Raw genomic sequence first — 16,143 nt, 5'->3', positions numbered from 1 at the left:
TGACGCTGGCGCAAACCATAGCGCAAACCGGAGCTAAAAAAGAAAAAGGCACCCAGAAGTGGAAGCCTCCCAAATGCCTTATTCTTATCAAGTAGCGGGACCCGGGATTGAACCGGGGACCTCATGATTATGAATCATGCGCTCTAACCAGCTGAGCTATCCCGCCATCGTTTCTCGATTGCGGGTGCAAAGATAGATGATTTTTTATAATCTCCAAAACAATTCATAACTTTTTTGTGTTTTTTCTTTAAGAAAGCTCTTTATTTTCCCTATGAATAGGGAGTTTGGGGCTCGATAATGAAAGAATAAATAATAAAGTGTCTGATTTATGCGATGTATTTAGAAAAAAGTATTTATCTTGGCACACGTAAAAACAATTCGAAATTGCTATGAAAAAGGAAAAGATTCATTTGGAGTATTTGTTGAATGCAACGTCTAAAAATATTCTTTGGGGAGCTATTAGTACACCGACCGGGTTGGAGGACTGGTTTGCAGACAAAGTTATTTCTGACGATAAAATAGTAGAGTTTCATTGGGGCAAGACAGAACAGAGGAAAGCAGAGATTATTGCCATCCGTTCTTTCTCTTTTATCCGCTTCCGTTGGCTGGATGATGAAAACGAACGCGATTATTTTGAAATCAAGATGACTTATAATGAGCTGACTAGTGACTATGTGTTGGAAATTACCGATTTCGCAGAGCCGGATGAAGTAGGCGATATGAAAGAATTGTGGGAGTCACAAGTCGCTAAATTAAGAAGAACTTGTGGTTTTTAGTTAACTTTCAACTAAAAATTTTCGATGCTCCTTTTTTGTGCTAATTTTGCATCCTAATTGCACGAACCTATTAAGATGCTACGCATAAAGAAATTAGATATATTCATCGTAAAGAGTTTTTTGATGCTCTTTATTGGTACATTCTTCATCTGTCTGTTCATATTCATGATGCAGTTCCTGTGGAGATATGTAGACGAATTGGTCGGAAAAGGGTTGGAGATGAGCGTTATGGCTCAATTCTTCTTTTATTCCGCATTAACATTAGTGCCAGTATCGTTGCCATTAGCAGTGTTACTGGCTTCTTTGATTACTTTCGGTAACTTTGGCGAGCGTTATGAATTACTTGCAATGAAAGCTGCGGGTATTTCTCTACTTAAAATCATGCGTCCGCTCGCTTTCTTTGTTTGCGGACTTGTCGGTGTCTCATTTTATTTCCAAAATGTAGTTGGTCCTATCGCTCAGGCTAAGCTGGGAACCCTGATTCTTTCGATGAAACAGAAATCTCCGGAGTTGGATATTCCGGAAGGAGTTTTCTATTCTGAAATAAAGGATTATAATTTAAAGGTAGCTAAGAAGAACCGGAAGACCGGTATGCTATATGATGTGCTGATTTATAATATGAAGGATGGATTCGAAAACGCACATATTATATATGCCGACTCCGGACGTCTGGAGATGACTGCAGATAAACAACATCTCTGGTTGCATTTATATAGTGGCGATTTATTCGAGAACCTGAAAGCACAAAGCCTGAAATCGCAGAATGTGCCTTATCGGCGTGAGTCATTCCGGGAAAAACATACCATTATTGAATTTAACTCCGATTTCAATATGGTTGATGGCGACATTATGGGCAAGCAGTCCAGTGCTAAGGATATGGCGCAGTTGCAAAGCTCTATTGACTCAATGACGGTAGTGGGAGATAGTATCGGACGGCAATATTACAGGGAAGTGGCAGAAGGGGATTTCCGTGCTTCTTATGGATTGACAAAGGAAGATACGGTTAAAATAGAAAAGGCGGATATCCGTGAATATAATGTGGACAGCCTTTATGAGGTAGCCTCTTTAACGCAGAAACAGAAGGTACTTTCTTCTGCTGTCAGTCGGGCGGAGAATGTGGCCAACGATCTTGGATTCAAGAAATTCACGATGGAGAACAACGATTATAGTATTCGCAAGCATAAGACGGAATGGCATAAGAAGATAACGATTTCACTTTCTTGTCTGTTGTTCTTCTTTATCGGAGCTCCATTGGGGGGGATTATCCGCAAAGGAGGTCTGGGAATGCCGGTAATCGTATCAGTGCTGGTATTTATCATTTACTATATCATTGATAATACAGGATATAAAATGGCCCGTGACGGTAAGTGGATAGTATGGATGGGAATGTGGACAAGTAGTGCGGTTCTTGCCCCATTAGGAGTTTTCCTTACCTATAAATCGAATAAGGACTCTGTGGTACTTAATGCAGATGCTTATATTAACTGGTTCAAAAAGATTGCGGGAATTCGTAGTGTACGTCATATATTTAAGAAAGAAGTGATTATCCATGATCCTGATTACACGCGTCTGACCGGTGATTTGGAACAACTCACTGCAGAGTGTAGGGCGTATGCTGCCAAGAAACGATTGGAAAAAGCGCCGAACTATTTCAAATTATGGATGTCAAGCGAAGATGATAATGAGGTAATAGCTATCAATGAAAAGCTGGAAGCGTTGGTTGAAGAAATGTCCAATACGAAATCTGCCACTTTGATTGGTGCATTAAACAATTATCCGGTTATTTCCGTTTCTGCTCATGTGCGCCCGTTCCATATATATTGGTTGAATTTGGTAGCCGGAGTCATTTTCCCTATCGGTTTATTTTTCTATTTCCGCATCTGGGCGTTCCGCGTTCGTCTGGCTAAGGATATGGAACGGATTATAAAGAACAATGAACAAATTCAATTCATCATACAGAAAATCAATAAATAAGTGTTATGAAAGAGACTATTAAAATGGATAGAATAGAAGATGCGATTGCCGACTTCAAAGAAGGCAAGTTTGTCATAGTAGTGGATGATGAAGACCGCGAAAATGAAGGCGACTTGATTATTGCAGCTGAAAAGATAACTCCCGAGAAAGTGAATTTCATGTTGAAACATGCGCGTGGGGTGCTTTGTGCGCCTGTCACGGTGTCTCGTTGCAAGGAGTTGGATTTGCCGCATCAGGTAAGTGACAATACTTCCGTGTTGGGAACTCCTTTTACGGTTACCATTGACAAACTGGAAGGCTGTACAACAGGTGTTTCTGCTTCCGACCGTGCCGCTACTATTCAGGCGTTGGCCGATCCTGCTTCTACACCGGCAACCTTCGGTCGTCCCGGACACATCAATCCGTTATATGCACAAGAAAAAGGAGTGCTTCGCCGCGCCGGACATACGGAAGCTACGATTGACATGGCTCGTCTGGCAGGACTTTACCCGGCAGGTGCTTTGATGGAAATCATGAGCGAAGATGGAACAATGGCACGTTTGCCCGAACTCCGCCAGATGGCAGATGAACACGGACTGAAACTGATTTCTATTCATGACCTGATTGTTTATCGTTTGAAACAGGAATCCATTGTAGAAAAAGGAGTGGAAGTAAATATGCCTACCGAATACGGAAAGTTCCGTCTGATACCTTTCCGCCAGAAATCAAACGGATTGGAGCATATGGCTATATTTAAAGGTACATGGAGTGAAGACGAGCCTATCCTGGTGCGTGTCCATTCATCTTGTGCTACAGGAGATATCCTTGGTTCGCAGCGCTGTGACTGTGGCGAACAGTTGCATAAAGCGATGGAAATGATCGAAAAAGAAGGAAAAGGTGTGGTGGTTTACCTCAATCAGGAAGGACGCGGCATCGGTCTGATGGAAAAGATGAAAGCATATAAACTTCAGGAAGACGGAATGGACACCGTTGACGCAAATATTTGTCTGGGACACCTTGCCGACGAACGTGATTATGGAGTAGGTGCACAGATTCTTCGTGAACTGGGCGTACACAAAATGAGACTTTTGACAAACAATCCGGTAAAACGTGTTGGTTTGGAAGCCTATGGATTGGAGATTGTAGAAAATGTACCTGTTGAAACAGTTCCTAATCCGTATAATGAGCGATACTTGAGAACGAAGAAAGAAAGAATGGGGCATACTTTACATTTTAATAAGTAAATTGCCAATTTGTTTCCATATATCAAATATTATCGTTTATTTTGCAACGATTTTCACTCAACAACAATAAAATAGATACAAAATGAATCAATTATCAGATCGTTTGAACAGCTTGTCGCCGTCGGCGACGCTTGCCATGTCTCAAAAGAGTAACGAGCTCAAGGCACAGGGTGTTGATGTTATTAACTTAAGTGTAGGAGAACCTGATTTTAATACTCCTGACCACATCAAAGAAGCTGCGAAAAAAGCCATAGATGATAACTTTTCCCGTTACTCTCCGGTACCGGGCTATCCGGCTTTGCGCAATGCTATTGTTGAGAAACTGAAAAAAGAAAACGGTCTTGAATATACAGCCGCCCAGATTTCATGTGCAAATGGTGCAAAACAATCTGTTTGTAATACAATCCTTGTATTGGTAAATCCGGGTGACGAAGTAATCGTTCCGGCTCCTTACTGGGTAAGCTACCCGGAAATGGTGAAAATGGCAGAAGGTACTCCTGTAATCGTTTCGGCAGGTATCGAACAAGATTTCAAGATTACTCCGGAACAGCTGGAAGCTGCTATTACTCCGAAAACGAAAGCTTTGATTCTTTGTTCTCCGTCCAACCCGACAGGTTCGGTATATACAAAAGAAGAATTGGCCGGACTGTCTGCTGTATTGGCTAAACATCCACAGGTGATCGTAATCGCTGACGAGATTTACGAACATATCAATTACATCGGCGCACATCAAAGTATCGCTCAATTCCCTGAAATGAAGGAACGTACAGTGATTGTAAACGGTGTTTCCAAAGCTTACGCTATGACAGGATGGAGAATCGGTTTTATTGCCGGTCCGGAATGGATTGTAAAAGCGTGCAACAAATTGCAAGGTCAGTACACTTCAGGTCCTTGTTCCGTTTCTCAAAAAGCTGCTGAAGTTGCATATACAGGAACACAGGAACCGGTAAAAGAGATGCAAAAAGCATTCGAACGCCGTCGTGACCTGATTGTGAAATTGGCTAAGGAAGTTCCGGGATTTGAAGTAAACGTTCCGCAGGGTGCTTTCTACTTGTTCCCGAAATGTGATGCTTTCTTTGGAAAGAGCAACGGCGAACGTAAGATTGCAGATTCTGATGATTTGGCAATGTACTTGCTGGAAGAAGCTCACGTGGCCTGTGTAGGTGGTGCTTCTTTTGGTGCTCCAGAATGTATCCGCATGAGTTATGCTACAAGCGATGAAAATATCGTAGAGGCTATCCGTCGTATCAAGGAAGCATTAGCTAAATTGAAATAAGAGTTCACCACAGAGGACTCAGAGGACACAGAGAAGAAACAATGAAAGGATGTGTCATCACCCATATAAATTAGAAATCCCCCTTGCCACAAATGCTTTGTAGCAAGGGGGATTTCACTGAAAGGAGAGTTGTGACACATCCCCAAACTATTTTACTCTGTGTCCTCTGCGTCCTCTGTGGTGAAAAAAAAGGCTGCCTTCCGTAGAAAGCAGCCTGTACATTTTTTGTAGCTTGTATTATTCAGCCGGGTGAATTGCTTCAGACGGACAAACGTCTGCGCAAGTACCACAGTCAGTACATACATCTGGGTTGATAGAATAGATATCACCTTCAGAGATAGCTTCTACCGGACACTCGTCAATACAAGTACCGCAAGCAATACAATCGTCACTAATTACGTAAGCCATTTTTCTAAGATTTAAATTATTAGTACTAATTTCTTCGGCAAAAATAAGGCTTTTATTGATTAGTTGTTATGCTTCTATGATTAAATTGACTTAATTTGTACGTCTTCTAAATAAGCAACCTCCCTATTATCTGCTATATTTTTCGTATTTTTGCATTCAAATTACTAATATATAGCGATTATGCCTTTAAATTTACCCGATAAACTACCTGCGATAGAGCTTTTGAAGGAAGAAAATATTTTCGTGATCGACACTTCCCGCGCTACGCAGCAGGATATTCGTCCGCTACGGATTGTGATTCTGAACCTGATGCCGTTGAAGATTACAACGGAAACAGACTTGGTGCGCTTACTTTCGAATACCCCTCTTCAGGTGGAGATTTCGTTTATGAAGATCAAGAGCCACACGTCGAAGAATACGCCGATAGAACACATGAAAACGTTCTATACGGATTTCGACCAGATGCGTCATGAGAAGTATGATGGTATGATTATCACCGGAGCCCCTGTAGAACAGATGGACTTCGAGGAGGTGACCTATTGGGATGAAATTACGGAAATCTTTGATTGGGCACGCACGCACGTCACTTCTACCTTATATATATGTTGGGCTGCACAGGCCGGATTGTATCATCATTATGGAGTTCCAAAATATCCGTTGGAAAAGAAGATGTTCGGCATCTTTGAACATCGCGTACTGGAACCTTTCCATTCCATCTTCCGTGGTTTTGACGATTGTTTCTATGTGCCGCATAGCCGTCATACGGAAGTGCGCAGGGAAGACATTCTGAAAGTTCCGGAACTGACGTTGCTTTCCGAATCGAAAGAAGCCGGTGTCTATATGGCAATGGCACGGGGCGGACGTGAGTTCTTTGTCACGGGACACTCTGAATATTCTCCGCTGACACTGGATGCGGAATACCGCCGTGATTTGGATAAAGGCCTGCCGATAGAGATCCCCCGCAATTATTATATAGACGATGATCCTGAAAAAGGCCCGTTGGTACGTTGGCGTGCCCATGCCAATTTGTTGTTCTCCAATTGGTTGAACTACTTTGTTTATCAGGAAACACCTTACAACATCAATGATATTAAATGATAAAGCAGCGTAAAATAGAACTTCTCGCTCCGGCGAAAAACCTGGAATGTGGTATTGAGGCTATCAACCATGGTGCAGATGCTGTATATATCGGTGCTCCGAAATTCGGTGCCCGTGCGGCAGCTGTGAATTCATTGGAAGATATTGAAGCATTGGTGCAGCATGCTCATTTGTATAATGCACGTATTTATGTCACGGTCAATACGATTCTGAAAGAAGAAGAGTTGAAAGAGACGGAGGAGATGATTCATGCACTTTATCGGATTGGTGTCGATGCACTGATTGTACAGGATATGGGAATCACGAAACTGAACCTTCCTCCGATACCGCTTCATGCCAGTACGCAAATGGACAACCGTACGCCGGAAAAAGTGAAATTCCTTTGGGAAGCAGGTTTCCGTCAAGTGGTGTTGGCGCGGGAGTTATCGTTGCGTGAAATAAAGAAGATTCATGAAAGCTGTCCGGAAGTACCTTTAGAAGTATTTGTACATGGGGCGCTTTGTGTCAGCTATAGCGGGCAATGTTATGTCAGTCAGGCCTGTTTCGGTCGTAGTGCCAATCGTGGAGAGTGTGCACAATTCTGCCGTCTACCTTTTAGTCTGGTAGATGCGGACGGGAAAGTGATTGTTAAAGACAAACATCTGCTTTCCCTGAAAGATATGAATCAAAGCGACGAACTGGAACAACTACTGGATGCCGGAGCTTCTTCATTCAAAATAGAGGGACGACTGAAAGACGTATCTTATGTGAAGAATGTAACGGCCGCTTATCGTCAGAAGCTGGATGCAATCTTTGCCCGTCGTCCGGAATATGTACGTGCTTCTTCGGGTACGTGTCGTTTCGAATTTAAACCACAACTCGACAAGAGTTTTAGTCGTGGATTTACTCATTATTTCTTGCACGGACGTGATAAAGAGATTTTCTCTTTCGACACTCCTAAATCGCTGGGCGAAGAGATGGGAACCATGAAGGAGTCCCGTGGCAACTATCTGACAGTTGCCGGACTTAAATCTTTTAACAATGGAGACGGTGTCTGCTATATCGACGAACAGGGTCGCTTGCAGGGTTTCCGCATCAACCGGGTGGACAGCAACAAACTCTATCCGCAGGAGATGCCCCGTATCAAGCCTCGCACTACATTGTACCGTAATTTCGATCAGGAATTTGAGCGAATCCTTTCCCGCAAATCTGCCGAAAGGAAGATCGCAGTGAAAATCTTGCTTGCCGACAACAATTTCGGTTTCTCTCTGACATTGACTGACGAAGATGATAATAGCGTTACAATCACTCTCCCTCGTGAGAAAGAACTTGCCCGGACTCCACAGACGGACAATCTGAAAACGCAACTGTCCAAACTGGGGAATACACCTTTTGAAGCAAAAGAAATAGAAATATCCTTTACCGGGAACTGGTTTTTGCCGGCTTCAGTGTTAGCTGATTTCCGCAGACAGGCAATCGACCGGTTAATAACTGCCCGTCGAATCAATTATCGTCAGGAATTGGCAGTATGGAAGCCAACGAGTCATGCTTTCCCGCAAACGACATTAACATATCTGGGGAATGTAATGAATACTCGTGCAGCTTCTTTCTATCAGGAGCATGGGGTACAACAGGTAGCCGCAGCGTACGAAAAAGAAGCAGTGGAAGATGCGGTACTGATGTTCTGCAAACATTGTTTGCGTTATAGCATGGGCTGGTGTCCTATCCATCAACGGGTACGTTCACCTTATAAAGAGCCTTACTATCTGGTATCGAATGACGGCAAACGTTTTCGTCTGGAATTTGATTGTAAGAATTGTCAAATGAAAGTAAAGGCTGCGCAATGAGAATCATTTTTCACCACAGAGGACGCAGAGGACACAGAGGATATAGTGAAGGTAACATCTTCACTCATTCTTCTGATACAGACTGTTTGCGTGTTTTTGGGAAAAAGTGTAGAAAGTTTCTCTCTTTCCCTTTTTTCCCCCTTTTACCCTCTGTGTCCTCTGCGTCCTCTGTGGTGAAAACTGTGATGAAAACTGTGATGAACTTACTACTATGTTTATTTTTGCTCTCATCCTGTTATTATAAAGCCCCGGCTCTGGATTCGGAAGAACTGTCGAAGAAGACGAAAGACTCGTTGACCTACTTGTACGAGCGGCATTATACCTGGAATACAAATCTGGAAGTAGTCGATGATTCCATCTCTTTGGAATGTCTTCCGATAAAAGATACTTTTATTCAGTTGAATAAAGGGGATAGGGTAGTGGTGGCAGAGTTTGCGGTTCATCCTGCCGATAGTGTAGACAGTATTTGGGTGAAGCTGGCTCATACACAGGATGAACAGGGCTGGATACGTGAAAAAGAACTCAAAACATCATTTGTGCCGACTGATAGTATTTCGCAGGCCATTCATCTTTTCAGTGATACGCATGCTTCTTATTTTATTATAATCTTCGCTTTATTCGTTGGTGTATATCTGTTTCGTGCTTTTCGTCGAAAGCAATTGCAGATGGTCTATTTTAATGATATAGATAGTGTTTATCCATTATTTCTCTGTTTGTTGATGGCTTTCAGTGCAACGATTTACGAATCAATGCAGGTCTTTGTGCCGGAAACGTGGGAGCATTTTTATTTCAATCCTACTTTGTCGCCATTCAAAGTTCCTTTTATTCTCTCTGTCTTCTTGTTGAGCATCTGGTTGTTTTTGATAGTCGCTTTGGCGGTGCTGGATGATTTGTTTCGACAGTTGACTCCCGCTGCGGCTATTTTTTATTTGCTAGGGTTGATGTCCTGCTGTATTTTCTGCTATTTCTTCTTTATCCTGATGACACATATTTATATCGGTTATCTGTTTCTTGCCTTTTTTATGCTGGTTTTTGCGAAGAAAGTCTGTCGGAACATTGGGTATAAGTATCGTTGTGGACGTTGCGGGGAAAAAATGAAGCAAAAGGTATATGCCCCCATTGTGGAGCGATTAACGAGTGATTTTATTATCTGTTTTATTTCTGAATAACTTTTCAAATGATGGAAATCAGGTCTACTGAAATAAAAGATCTCCCTTTAGTGATGGAGATTTATGACTATGCCCGTGCTTTTATGCGTGCAACCGGGAACACGACCCAATGGATTGACGGCTATCCGTCTGAAGCATTGATTCGTCAGGAAATTGAAGAGAGCCATAGCTTTGTCTGTATCGGTGAACAAGGAGAAATCTTGGGAACTTTTTGTTTCATACTAGGTGAGGATCCTACTTACCAACAGATTTATGAAGGTGTATGGCTCAATGACGAACCTTATGGAGTAATTCACCGATTGGCAACGAACGGAAAGCAGAAAGGGGTGTCGGAAGCTTGTCTGGACTGGTGTTTTCAACGTTGGCCTAATGTCCGGGTAGATACTCATCGGGATAATAAGGTCATGCAACATATACTGACGAAGTATGGCTTTCAACGTTGCGGCATCATTTATGTTAAGAATGGGACGGAACGTATTGCTTATCAGATGAAGCGTTTGCATGGTGGGGTGGAGGAATCTGATCGTACTGAAGTATAGGTCAGGTACGTTGGATGATGAACGAAGCAGTCTTAGGTATAAGCAAACTGATAGCAAGCAGTAGGTAAACTAATGCCGAAGCATTGATAAAGTTCCGGTAAGGTGCCGGTATAGTTGTGGTAAGGTGCCGCTATCTTTACCTTCCCACGGCCGTGGTAACTTCTTCCCACAGTCGTGACGAGATCCTCCCACGGCCGTGGAGAGATGCGACCACGGCTGTGGAGAGTTAAGGATAGCGTAGGTCTGACAGAACAATACCGATTGGGTAAATTAAGTATAACGGCTTTATAATGCAAACTTCATAGGGACATACGTTCTTCTATCCCGTATTCTATGCTGTTAATCTACAAAGAGACAGGCTGACAATAAAAGTCCGAATCTTTTATTGTCAGCCTGTTTTTGGTTATTGTCAGCGCTTATTGTCAGCCGTTAATGTGCTGAAAATCATTGCTCTGTATGGATAAAAACCTTTGGCTGACAATAAAAAGACTAAATAATATCCTTATGAGTAAAAATGATTAGAAGCGGCAGCGAAGATCTACTCCAAATTGCATTGGGCGTCCTTTCTGCATGAAACCTTTGTTCATTGTTTCGAAATAGAAGGCAGCATAGTCTTTATTCAGGAAGTTGCGTGCCCAGAAACTAATCATTGCATCACCGATTTCCAGATTCGTTCTCCAGTTGAGCGTGCCATAGAAGGATTGGCTGACGTCGTTTTGTTCAGTCCAGTAGATACGTCCGGCAGCATTATAGTTCGCTTGGAGCACAACCCGGTCGAAGATAGAACGTGGGCTGCAGGTGATCGCATATTCTCCACCGATATTTAATGTATGCTTGGGAACGAAAGGGACATATTTGCCATTATAATCCGCAGTTACTTTGGAACTGCCATCTTTTTGTCCTTCTGTAATTACATAATCAGTAAAGGTGGCATAGGTATATCCGTAACTGGCATTCAGACTAAGTTCTTTAGTCACGCTGGCACGAAGAGATGCTTCTGCACCATAACTACGGCTTTTTCCCGCATTGATGGTAATACGTCCCAAACCGCTTTCTGCAAATTGAGAGAGTTGTTGGTCGCGGGTGTCCATATAAAATGCTGCAAGATCAGCCCAAAGCCTACCTTCCCACAACGTAAGATGACTGCCCACTTCGTAGTTCCACGAATATTCGGGTTTGTACGTAGTAGACGTTTTCACATTAATCTCTTTGGCCGGTACCATTTGGTCCATCATTTTTATGATGGTTGCCCCCCATGTGGCATCTTGCCCTATTGTCGGACTTTCTTTAATGGCATTCATCATCGAGTTGGTCAATTCTGTTTGTGATAAGTCAGAGAACATCTGGATATTATATCCTCCCGAACGATATCCCCGGGTAACGGTGGCATACACATTATTTTGGTTCTTCCATTCATATTGAATAGCGAATTTAGGGAGAAGTTGTACATAGTCAGTCGATAGCTTGCCTACGAAAGAGGCCGGAGCTTTCATATTCTGATCGGACAAGTTTATTGAGTTGGGACCCATAGCTAAGTGAAAATCAAAGCCAAAGTCTACAGGAGTACTAAGGGAATTGTACTTCATACTGATCTTTTCGTAATCGAGTCGGAGTCCCGCTGTAACGGACAGTCCTTCGATAAATAGGTTGTTGAAAGTAGACTGATGATAAAGTGCGCCGCTAAGAGTCGGGGTATCGAAGGTTCCTCCTACACTTAGTGTCGGGTTATGTACGGTCATTCCCATAGTAGGTGCACCGGGTTTGGAGGCAATCTCTTCAAAAGCGGAATTGGCGTTGTTTTCAATCATCGTTTTCACTCCTTCTTCTTTGAACAGAACGGGACCTGTGGTATGTAGCCATTGGTAGAATCCGAAAGCTCCCGTAGTCCATTGCCATCTCTTTCCGGGTTTGGCTTTCAAGACAATTTCTTCGGAAATGGTATTTGCCCTTTGCTTTTGCTCGATATTAAAGATATCTCTTTCTGTGAAGTCCTGATCGAGGAACATACGGTCATTCAGGTTCTGATAACCTGTCACGGCACTCAATATAAAGTTACAGGCTTGATATTCGATGTTGACACCAGAATTGAGCAATCCACGGCGGTAACTGCTGCGGTCGTTATATGAAATTTTACCGATGTAGTCTGCCCGGTCCTCTGTAATTTCTTTACCCTTTTCTTTAGCTTTGGCTATGCCGTTTTGAGTAATCCCGGTATAGTAGTACGGATACCCGCCCTGGTCGCTATATTCATAGTTCACGGTCATGTCTATTTTTAGATTAGATGTCGGCAGGTAAATCCCACGAAAACGTCCGCCTCCGGCGTTGCTTTTGTCGACTTTTTCATTGTTCCGTGCAGAGTTTTCAAAGAAGCCGCCCGTGTGTTCGTAGAAACCTCCGGTAGAAAAAGCAAAGCGGTCGGATATACGGTGATAATGGGTGAGTGAAACGTTATAATTATTGTAAGTTGCTGCTCCCATGCGAATATCGGTACCTTGATAAGTGAAAGGCGATTTTGTGTGCACTTTGATAAGTCCTCCCATCGTGTTACGTCCGTAGAGGGTACCTTGTGGCCCGCGAAGAATATCAATACGTTCGATATCAGCATAGTTGAAGTCGAAAGCGGATTTGTCGATATAAGGGATATTGTCTACATAAAGTCCTACGGACGGAGTATTGATGCGTGAGCCGATTCCGCGGATATAAATCGAAGTAGTCAGTTTGGAACCGTAGTCAGGGATAAACAGATTGGGAACAATACCTGTCAGGTTCTTTACGGAATTTACCTGATTGGCGCGCATATTCTCCTGTGATAAGACGGTGGCGGCTACCGGCAGATCACGCAGTTTACGGTTTTCTTTCGGAGTAGCAATCACTACCACCTCTTCGATGTCTACTATTTTTAGTGAGTCTTTGGGGAAATCTTCAGCCCATGCTGTCCCTGTCGTCAGGAGCATGAGGGCAATCATAATCTTTTTTGTCTTCATCTGCTGTTAATTTATCTGGTGCAAAGTAACGGCAAATATAGATGACGGTCAATCCTCATTTATTAGGATTTGATTCACCACAGAGGACGCAGAGGACACGAAGGTATGATTCTTAAAATTTTATATCCTCTGTGTCCTCTGCGTCCTCTGTGGTGAATCAGATTTGGTCGGCTTCGATATATCCGTTCATTACAGCATAAATAGTCAGCCCGGAGACAGACTTAATGCCTAATTTCTCCGTGATATTTTTTCGGTGAGTGATAACGGTAGTCAGGCTGATATTCAGTTTATCTGCTATTTCTTTGTTGATTAATCCTTTGGTTATCAGTACGAGCACTTCTATTTCACGGGCGGATAGAATTTCCTGATGAGGCTGCATCGGAGGCATGGGCGGCATATCTTTTACCGGATAACCGTCGTGGTGAGCATGTTGGTGAAGTTTCAATATATTTTTTACCAGCTCTTCTTCGGATTCGTGAATGTTGAGTACAGGTACGCCGGACAGTTGGAATTGCGGACTGTCGCTTGCCAATACAATCGTTTTTCGTTTCCGGGGGAGAAAGAAAGCATTGTGCTCCACGTAAATCTGTGCGGAAATGAAATAGTGGGCATACATATCCGGAGTATCGTCCATCAGTTCGCTGAAGTGATGGAAAGTCCGTATGGTCGCCATAGGAATCATTTCCTCCAAGATTCCTTTCAGACCGAGAGAGGTCAATGTATTGGCTTCTATAATTGCTATTTCGGGTTGATAATTCATTTTAGTCTAGTTTTAATTAATGATTGAAATAGTTGGCTACTGCTTCTGCACATCGTTCGCCGTCCACTCCGGCAGACACAATTCCTCCGGCATAGCCTGCGCCTTCTCCGCAAGGAAATAATCCGCGAACGGTGACATGTTGCAGAGTATCCTTATCGCGTATGATCCGAACGGGAGAAGAAGTTCGTGTCTCCACACCAATCATTACTGCTTCATTTGTCAGGAATCCGTGACTGCTTCGTCCGAATTGTTGGAAACCAAGAGATAGCCTTTTATTAATAAATGATGGCATCCAGAAATGAAGTGGAGACGAAATCAATCCCGGACTATAGGATGACTCGGGCAGATCGTAACTCAATTTCTTGCGGGTAAAATCCAGCATGCGTTGTGCCGGAGCAGTCTGTCGTCTGCCTCCCTGCAACCAGCATTGACGTTCCAATTCCTCTTGAAAGTGAAGAACAGATAGTAACTGTGAATTAATCTCTGAAAGTTGTGAACTTTTCAAATTCGGATTCAGTGCCATTAGTTGCTCATCTTGTTTCGCAGCCAACTCTTCATTCCTCATTTTTAATTCTTCATTTTCCAAATCTTCCGGTTGAATTTCCACTACCATTCCCGAATTGCTCCACCGTGACCCACGGTTGGCAGGAGACATTCCGTTTACTACCACTTGTTCCGGTCCGCTGGCGGCAGGAACGATGAAACCTCCGGGACACATACAGAAACTATATACTCCTCTGCCTTCTGCCTGTGTTACAAAGCTGTATTCAGCAGCGGGCAGGTATTTGCCCCGTCCATTCTTATTATGGTATTGTATTTGATCGATCAACATTGCCGGATGTTCCAGACGTACTCCGACAGCGATTCCTTTCGCCTCAATCGTCACATTATTGGCAGCCAGCCAACGATATACATCTCTTGCCGAATGTCCGGTTGCCAGTATCACAGGTCCGAGAAAGGTCTTTCCTGTATTTGTTTCGACACCTTTGACTTCACCGTTCTCAATAATCAATGCATCCATTCGTGTCTGGAAATGTACTTCTCCGCCACATTCGATAATGGTGTTCCGCATATTTTCAATGACACGTGGCAATTTGTCTGTTCCGATATGCGGATGCGCATCCACCAATATCGAAGTCGAAGCTCCATGCTGGCAAAATACATTCAGAATCTTATCTACATTTCCTCTCTTCTTGCTCCGGGTATAGAGTTTCCCATCCGAATAAGCTCCTGCACCTCCTTCTCCGAAACTGTAATTCGATTCCGGATCAACAGTGTGTTCCCTGCTGATTTGTGCCAGATCTTTCTTACGTTCGCGCACGTCTTTTCCACGTTCGATGACAATAGGACGTAATCCGAGTTCAACGAGGCGTAAGGCAGCGAATAGCCCGCCGGGACCTGCGCCAACGACAATCACTTGCGGTTTTCCCTCTACATTATTATATATAGTATGTTCGTACTCATCTTCTTGCGGCATTTCCTTGATGTATGCCCTCACCTTCAGATTGACGAAGATAGTCCGCTGGCGTGCGTCAATACTCCGTTTCAAAATTCGGGTAGCGGTGATGTCACGCAGATTCAGACCTTTTTCTTTAGAAAGATATTCCTTTAATTTCTGTTCGTTTGCAGCAATTTCGGGAAGTATACGGAGTTGGTATTCTTGTATCATATATTTTTTACCACAGAGGACACAGAGGTCACAGAGTTTAATTTTTTAGATAATAAAACGTTTGATTCCTTGTTTTAAATGGGGTACATTGAAATTTAGTAATAATCCATATTTCAGGTTACTAAGTTTCATGTACGTTAGTAATTGGGCAGAATGTACCGGTTGCAGTGTTTCCACGCTTTTCAGTTCTATAATGAGTTGATTATCTATCAACAAATCTATTCTGTAATCTGTATCTAATTGGGTTCCTTTATAGATTATAGGTAATTTCTTTTGCCTTTCTACATCTATGGCGTTTGCTCTCAATTCATAAAATAAGCAGCTCTCGTATGTACTTTCAAGCAAACCTGCTCCCAATTGAGTATGCACCTCAAAAGCTAATCCCAGCACTCTACTCGTTAAATTATTAATATCTTCTATCATCATTTACTTACTTGATTA

General features: G+C 42.9%; 12 protein-coding genes, 1 tRNA gene and 1 pseudogene. 8 read left to right on the top strand and 6 right to left on the bottom strand.

Features of this window, described 5'->3' with window-relative positions:
• Positions 1-92: 92 nt before the first annotated feature.
• Positions 93-166 (bottom strand) — tRNA-Met (locus NXX38_RS01810).
• 223 nt (positions 167-389) lie between these two features.
• On the opposite strand from NXX38_RS01810, the gene NXX38_RS01805 reads away from it, so the two are divergent.
• From NXX38_RS01805 to NXX38_RS01790, 4 genes are all read left to right on the top strand, one after another.
• Positions 390-776 (top strand): START-like domain-containing protein, encoded by a 387-nt coding sequence (locus NXX38_RS01805; RefSeq protein ID WP_148365797.1) that lies wholly within the window; start codon positions 390-392, stop codon positions 774-776.
• Between the two features lie 75 nt (positions 777-851).
• A complete protein-coding gene (locus NXX38_RS01800; RefSeq protein WP_258978464.1) occupies positions 852-2,750 on the top strand; it encodes an LptF/LptG family permease in 1,899 nt (632 codons plus the stop codon).
• Positions 2,751-2,755: 5 nt separating this feature from the next.
• Positions 2,756-3,973 carry a bifunctional 3,4-dihydroxy-2-butanone-4-phosphate synthase/GTP cyclohydrolase II gene (locus NXX38_RS01795; protein WP_148365795.1) on the top strand — a complete coding sequence of 406 codons (1,218 nt, stop codon included), beginning with the start codon at positions 2,756-2,758 and terminating at the stop codon, positions 3,971-3,973.
• Between the two features lie 82 nt (positions 3,974-4,055).
• Positions 4,056-5,249 (top strand): pyridoxal phosphate-dependent aminotransferase, encoded by a 1,194-nt coding sequence (locus NXX38_RS01790; RefSeq protein ID WP_148365794.1) that lies wholly within the window; start codon positions 4,056-4,058, stop codon positions 5,247-5,249.
• 237 nt (positions 5,250-5,486) lie between these two features.
• On the opposite strand, the gene NXX38_RS01785 is transcribed toward NXX38_RS01790, so the two are convergent.
• Positions 5,487-5,657, bottom strand: a complete 171-nt coding sequence (locus NXX38_RS01785; RefSeq protein WP_002559159.1) for a DUF362 domain-containing protein — start codon at positions 5,655-5,657, stop codon at positions 5,487-5,489.
• Between the two features lie 180 nt (positions 5,658-5,837).
• Here NXX38_RS01785 and metA point away from each other — a divergent pair, with 180 nt between their 5' ends.
• The 4 genes and pseudogenes from metA to NXX38_RS01765 all read left to right on the top strand — a co-directional run bounded on the left by metA (position 5,838) and on the right by NXX38_RS01765 (position 10,289).
• Entirely contained in the window at positions 5,838-6,755 is a 918-nt protein-coding gene (gene metA, locus NXX38_RS01780; RefSeq protein WP_074559981.1) for a homoserine O-succinyltransferase, read from the top strand.
• Complete coding sequence (locus NXX38_RS01775; protein ID WP_148365793.1) at positions 6,752-8,581, top strand: U32 family peptidase; 1,830 nt, start codon at positions 6,752-6,754, stop codon at positions 8,579-8,581. Before metA ends, NXX38_RS01775 begins: the two co-directional genes overlap by 4 nt.
• A pseudogene (locus NXX38_RS01770) lies at positions 8,578-9,722 on the top strand (zinc ribbon domain-containing protein). The gene NXX38_RS01775 and the pseudogene NXX38_RS01770 overlap by 4 nt, the downstream one beginning before the upstream one ends.
• A 39-nt stretch (positions 9,723-9,761) precedes the next feature.
• Entirely contained in the window at positions 9,762-10,289 is a 528-nt protein-coding gene (locus NXX38_RS01765; RefSeq protein ID WP_258981844.1) for a GNAT family N-acetyltransferase, read from the top strand.
• Between the two features lie 518 nt (positions 10,290-10,807).
• Here NXX38_RS01765 and NXX38_RS01760 read toward each other — a convergent pair.
• The 4 genes from NXX38_RS01760 to NXX38_RS01745 all read right to left on the bottom strand — a co-directional run bounded on the left by NXX38_RS01760 (position 10,808) and on the right by NXX38_RS01745 (position 16,122).
• Positions 10,808-13,273, bottom strand: coding sequence for a TonB-dependent receptor (locus tag NXX38_RS01760; protein WP_167511805.1), 2,466 nt, complete (start codon positions 13,271-13,273; stop codon positions 10,808-10,810).
• A 157-nt stretch (positions 13,274-13,430) separates the two neighbouring features.
• Complete coding sequence (locus NXX38_RS01755) at positions 13,431-14,033, bottom strand: LuxR C-terminal-related transcriptional regulator (RefSeq protein ID WP_258978462.1); 603 nt, start codon at positions 14,031-14,033, stop codon at positions 13,431-13,433.
• 16 nt (positions 14,034-14,049) lie between these two features.
• Positions 14,050-15,702, bottom strand: coding sequence for an NAD(P)/FAD-dependent oxidoreductase (locus tag NXX38_RS01750; protein ID WP_258978461.1), 1,653 nt, complete (start codon positions 15,700-15,702; stop codon positions 14,050-14,052).
• 45 nt (positions 15,703-15,747) lie between these two features.
• Positions 15,748-16,122, bottom strand: coding sequence for a GxxExxY protein (locus tag NXX38_RS01745; RefSeq protein ID WP_195650023.1), 375 nt, complete (start codon positions 16,120-16,122; stop codon positions 15,748-15,750).
• Positions 16,123-16,143 lie beyond the last annotated feature (21 nt).

The organism is Bacteroides sp. BFG-637 (genome assembly GCF_024793605.1).
Taxonomy (GTDB): domain Bacteria; phylum Bacteroidota; class Bacteroidia; order Bacteroidales; family Bacteroidaceae; genus Bacteroides; species Bacteroides vicugnae.
Note: the sequence above shows the minus strand (reverse complement) of the source record. Positions and strands in the feature narration are given on the sequence as shown.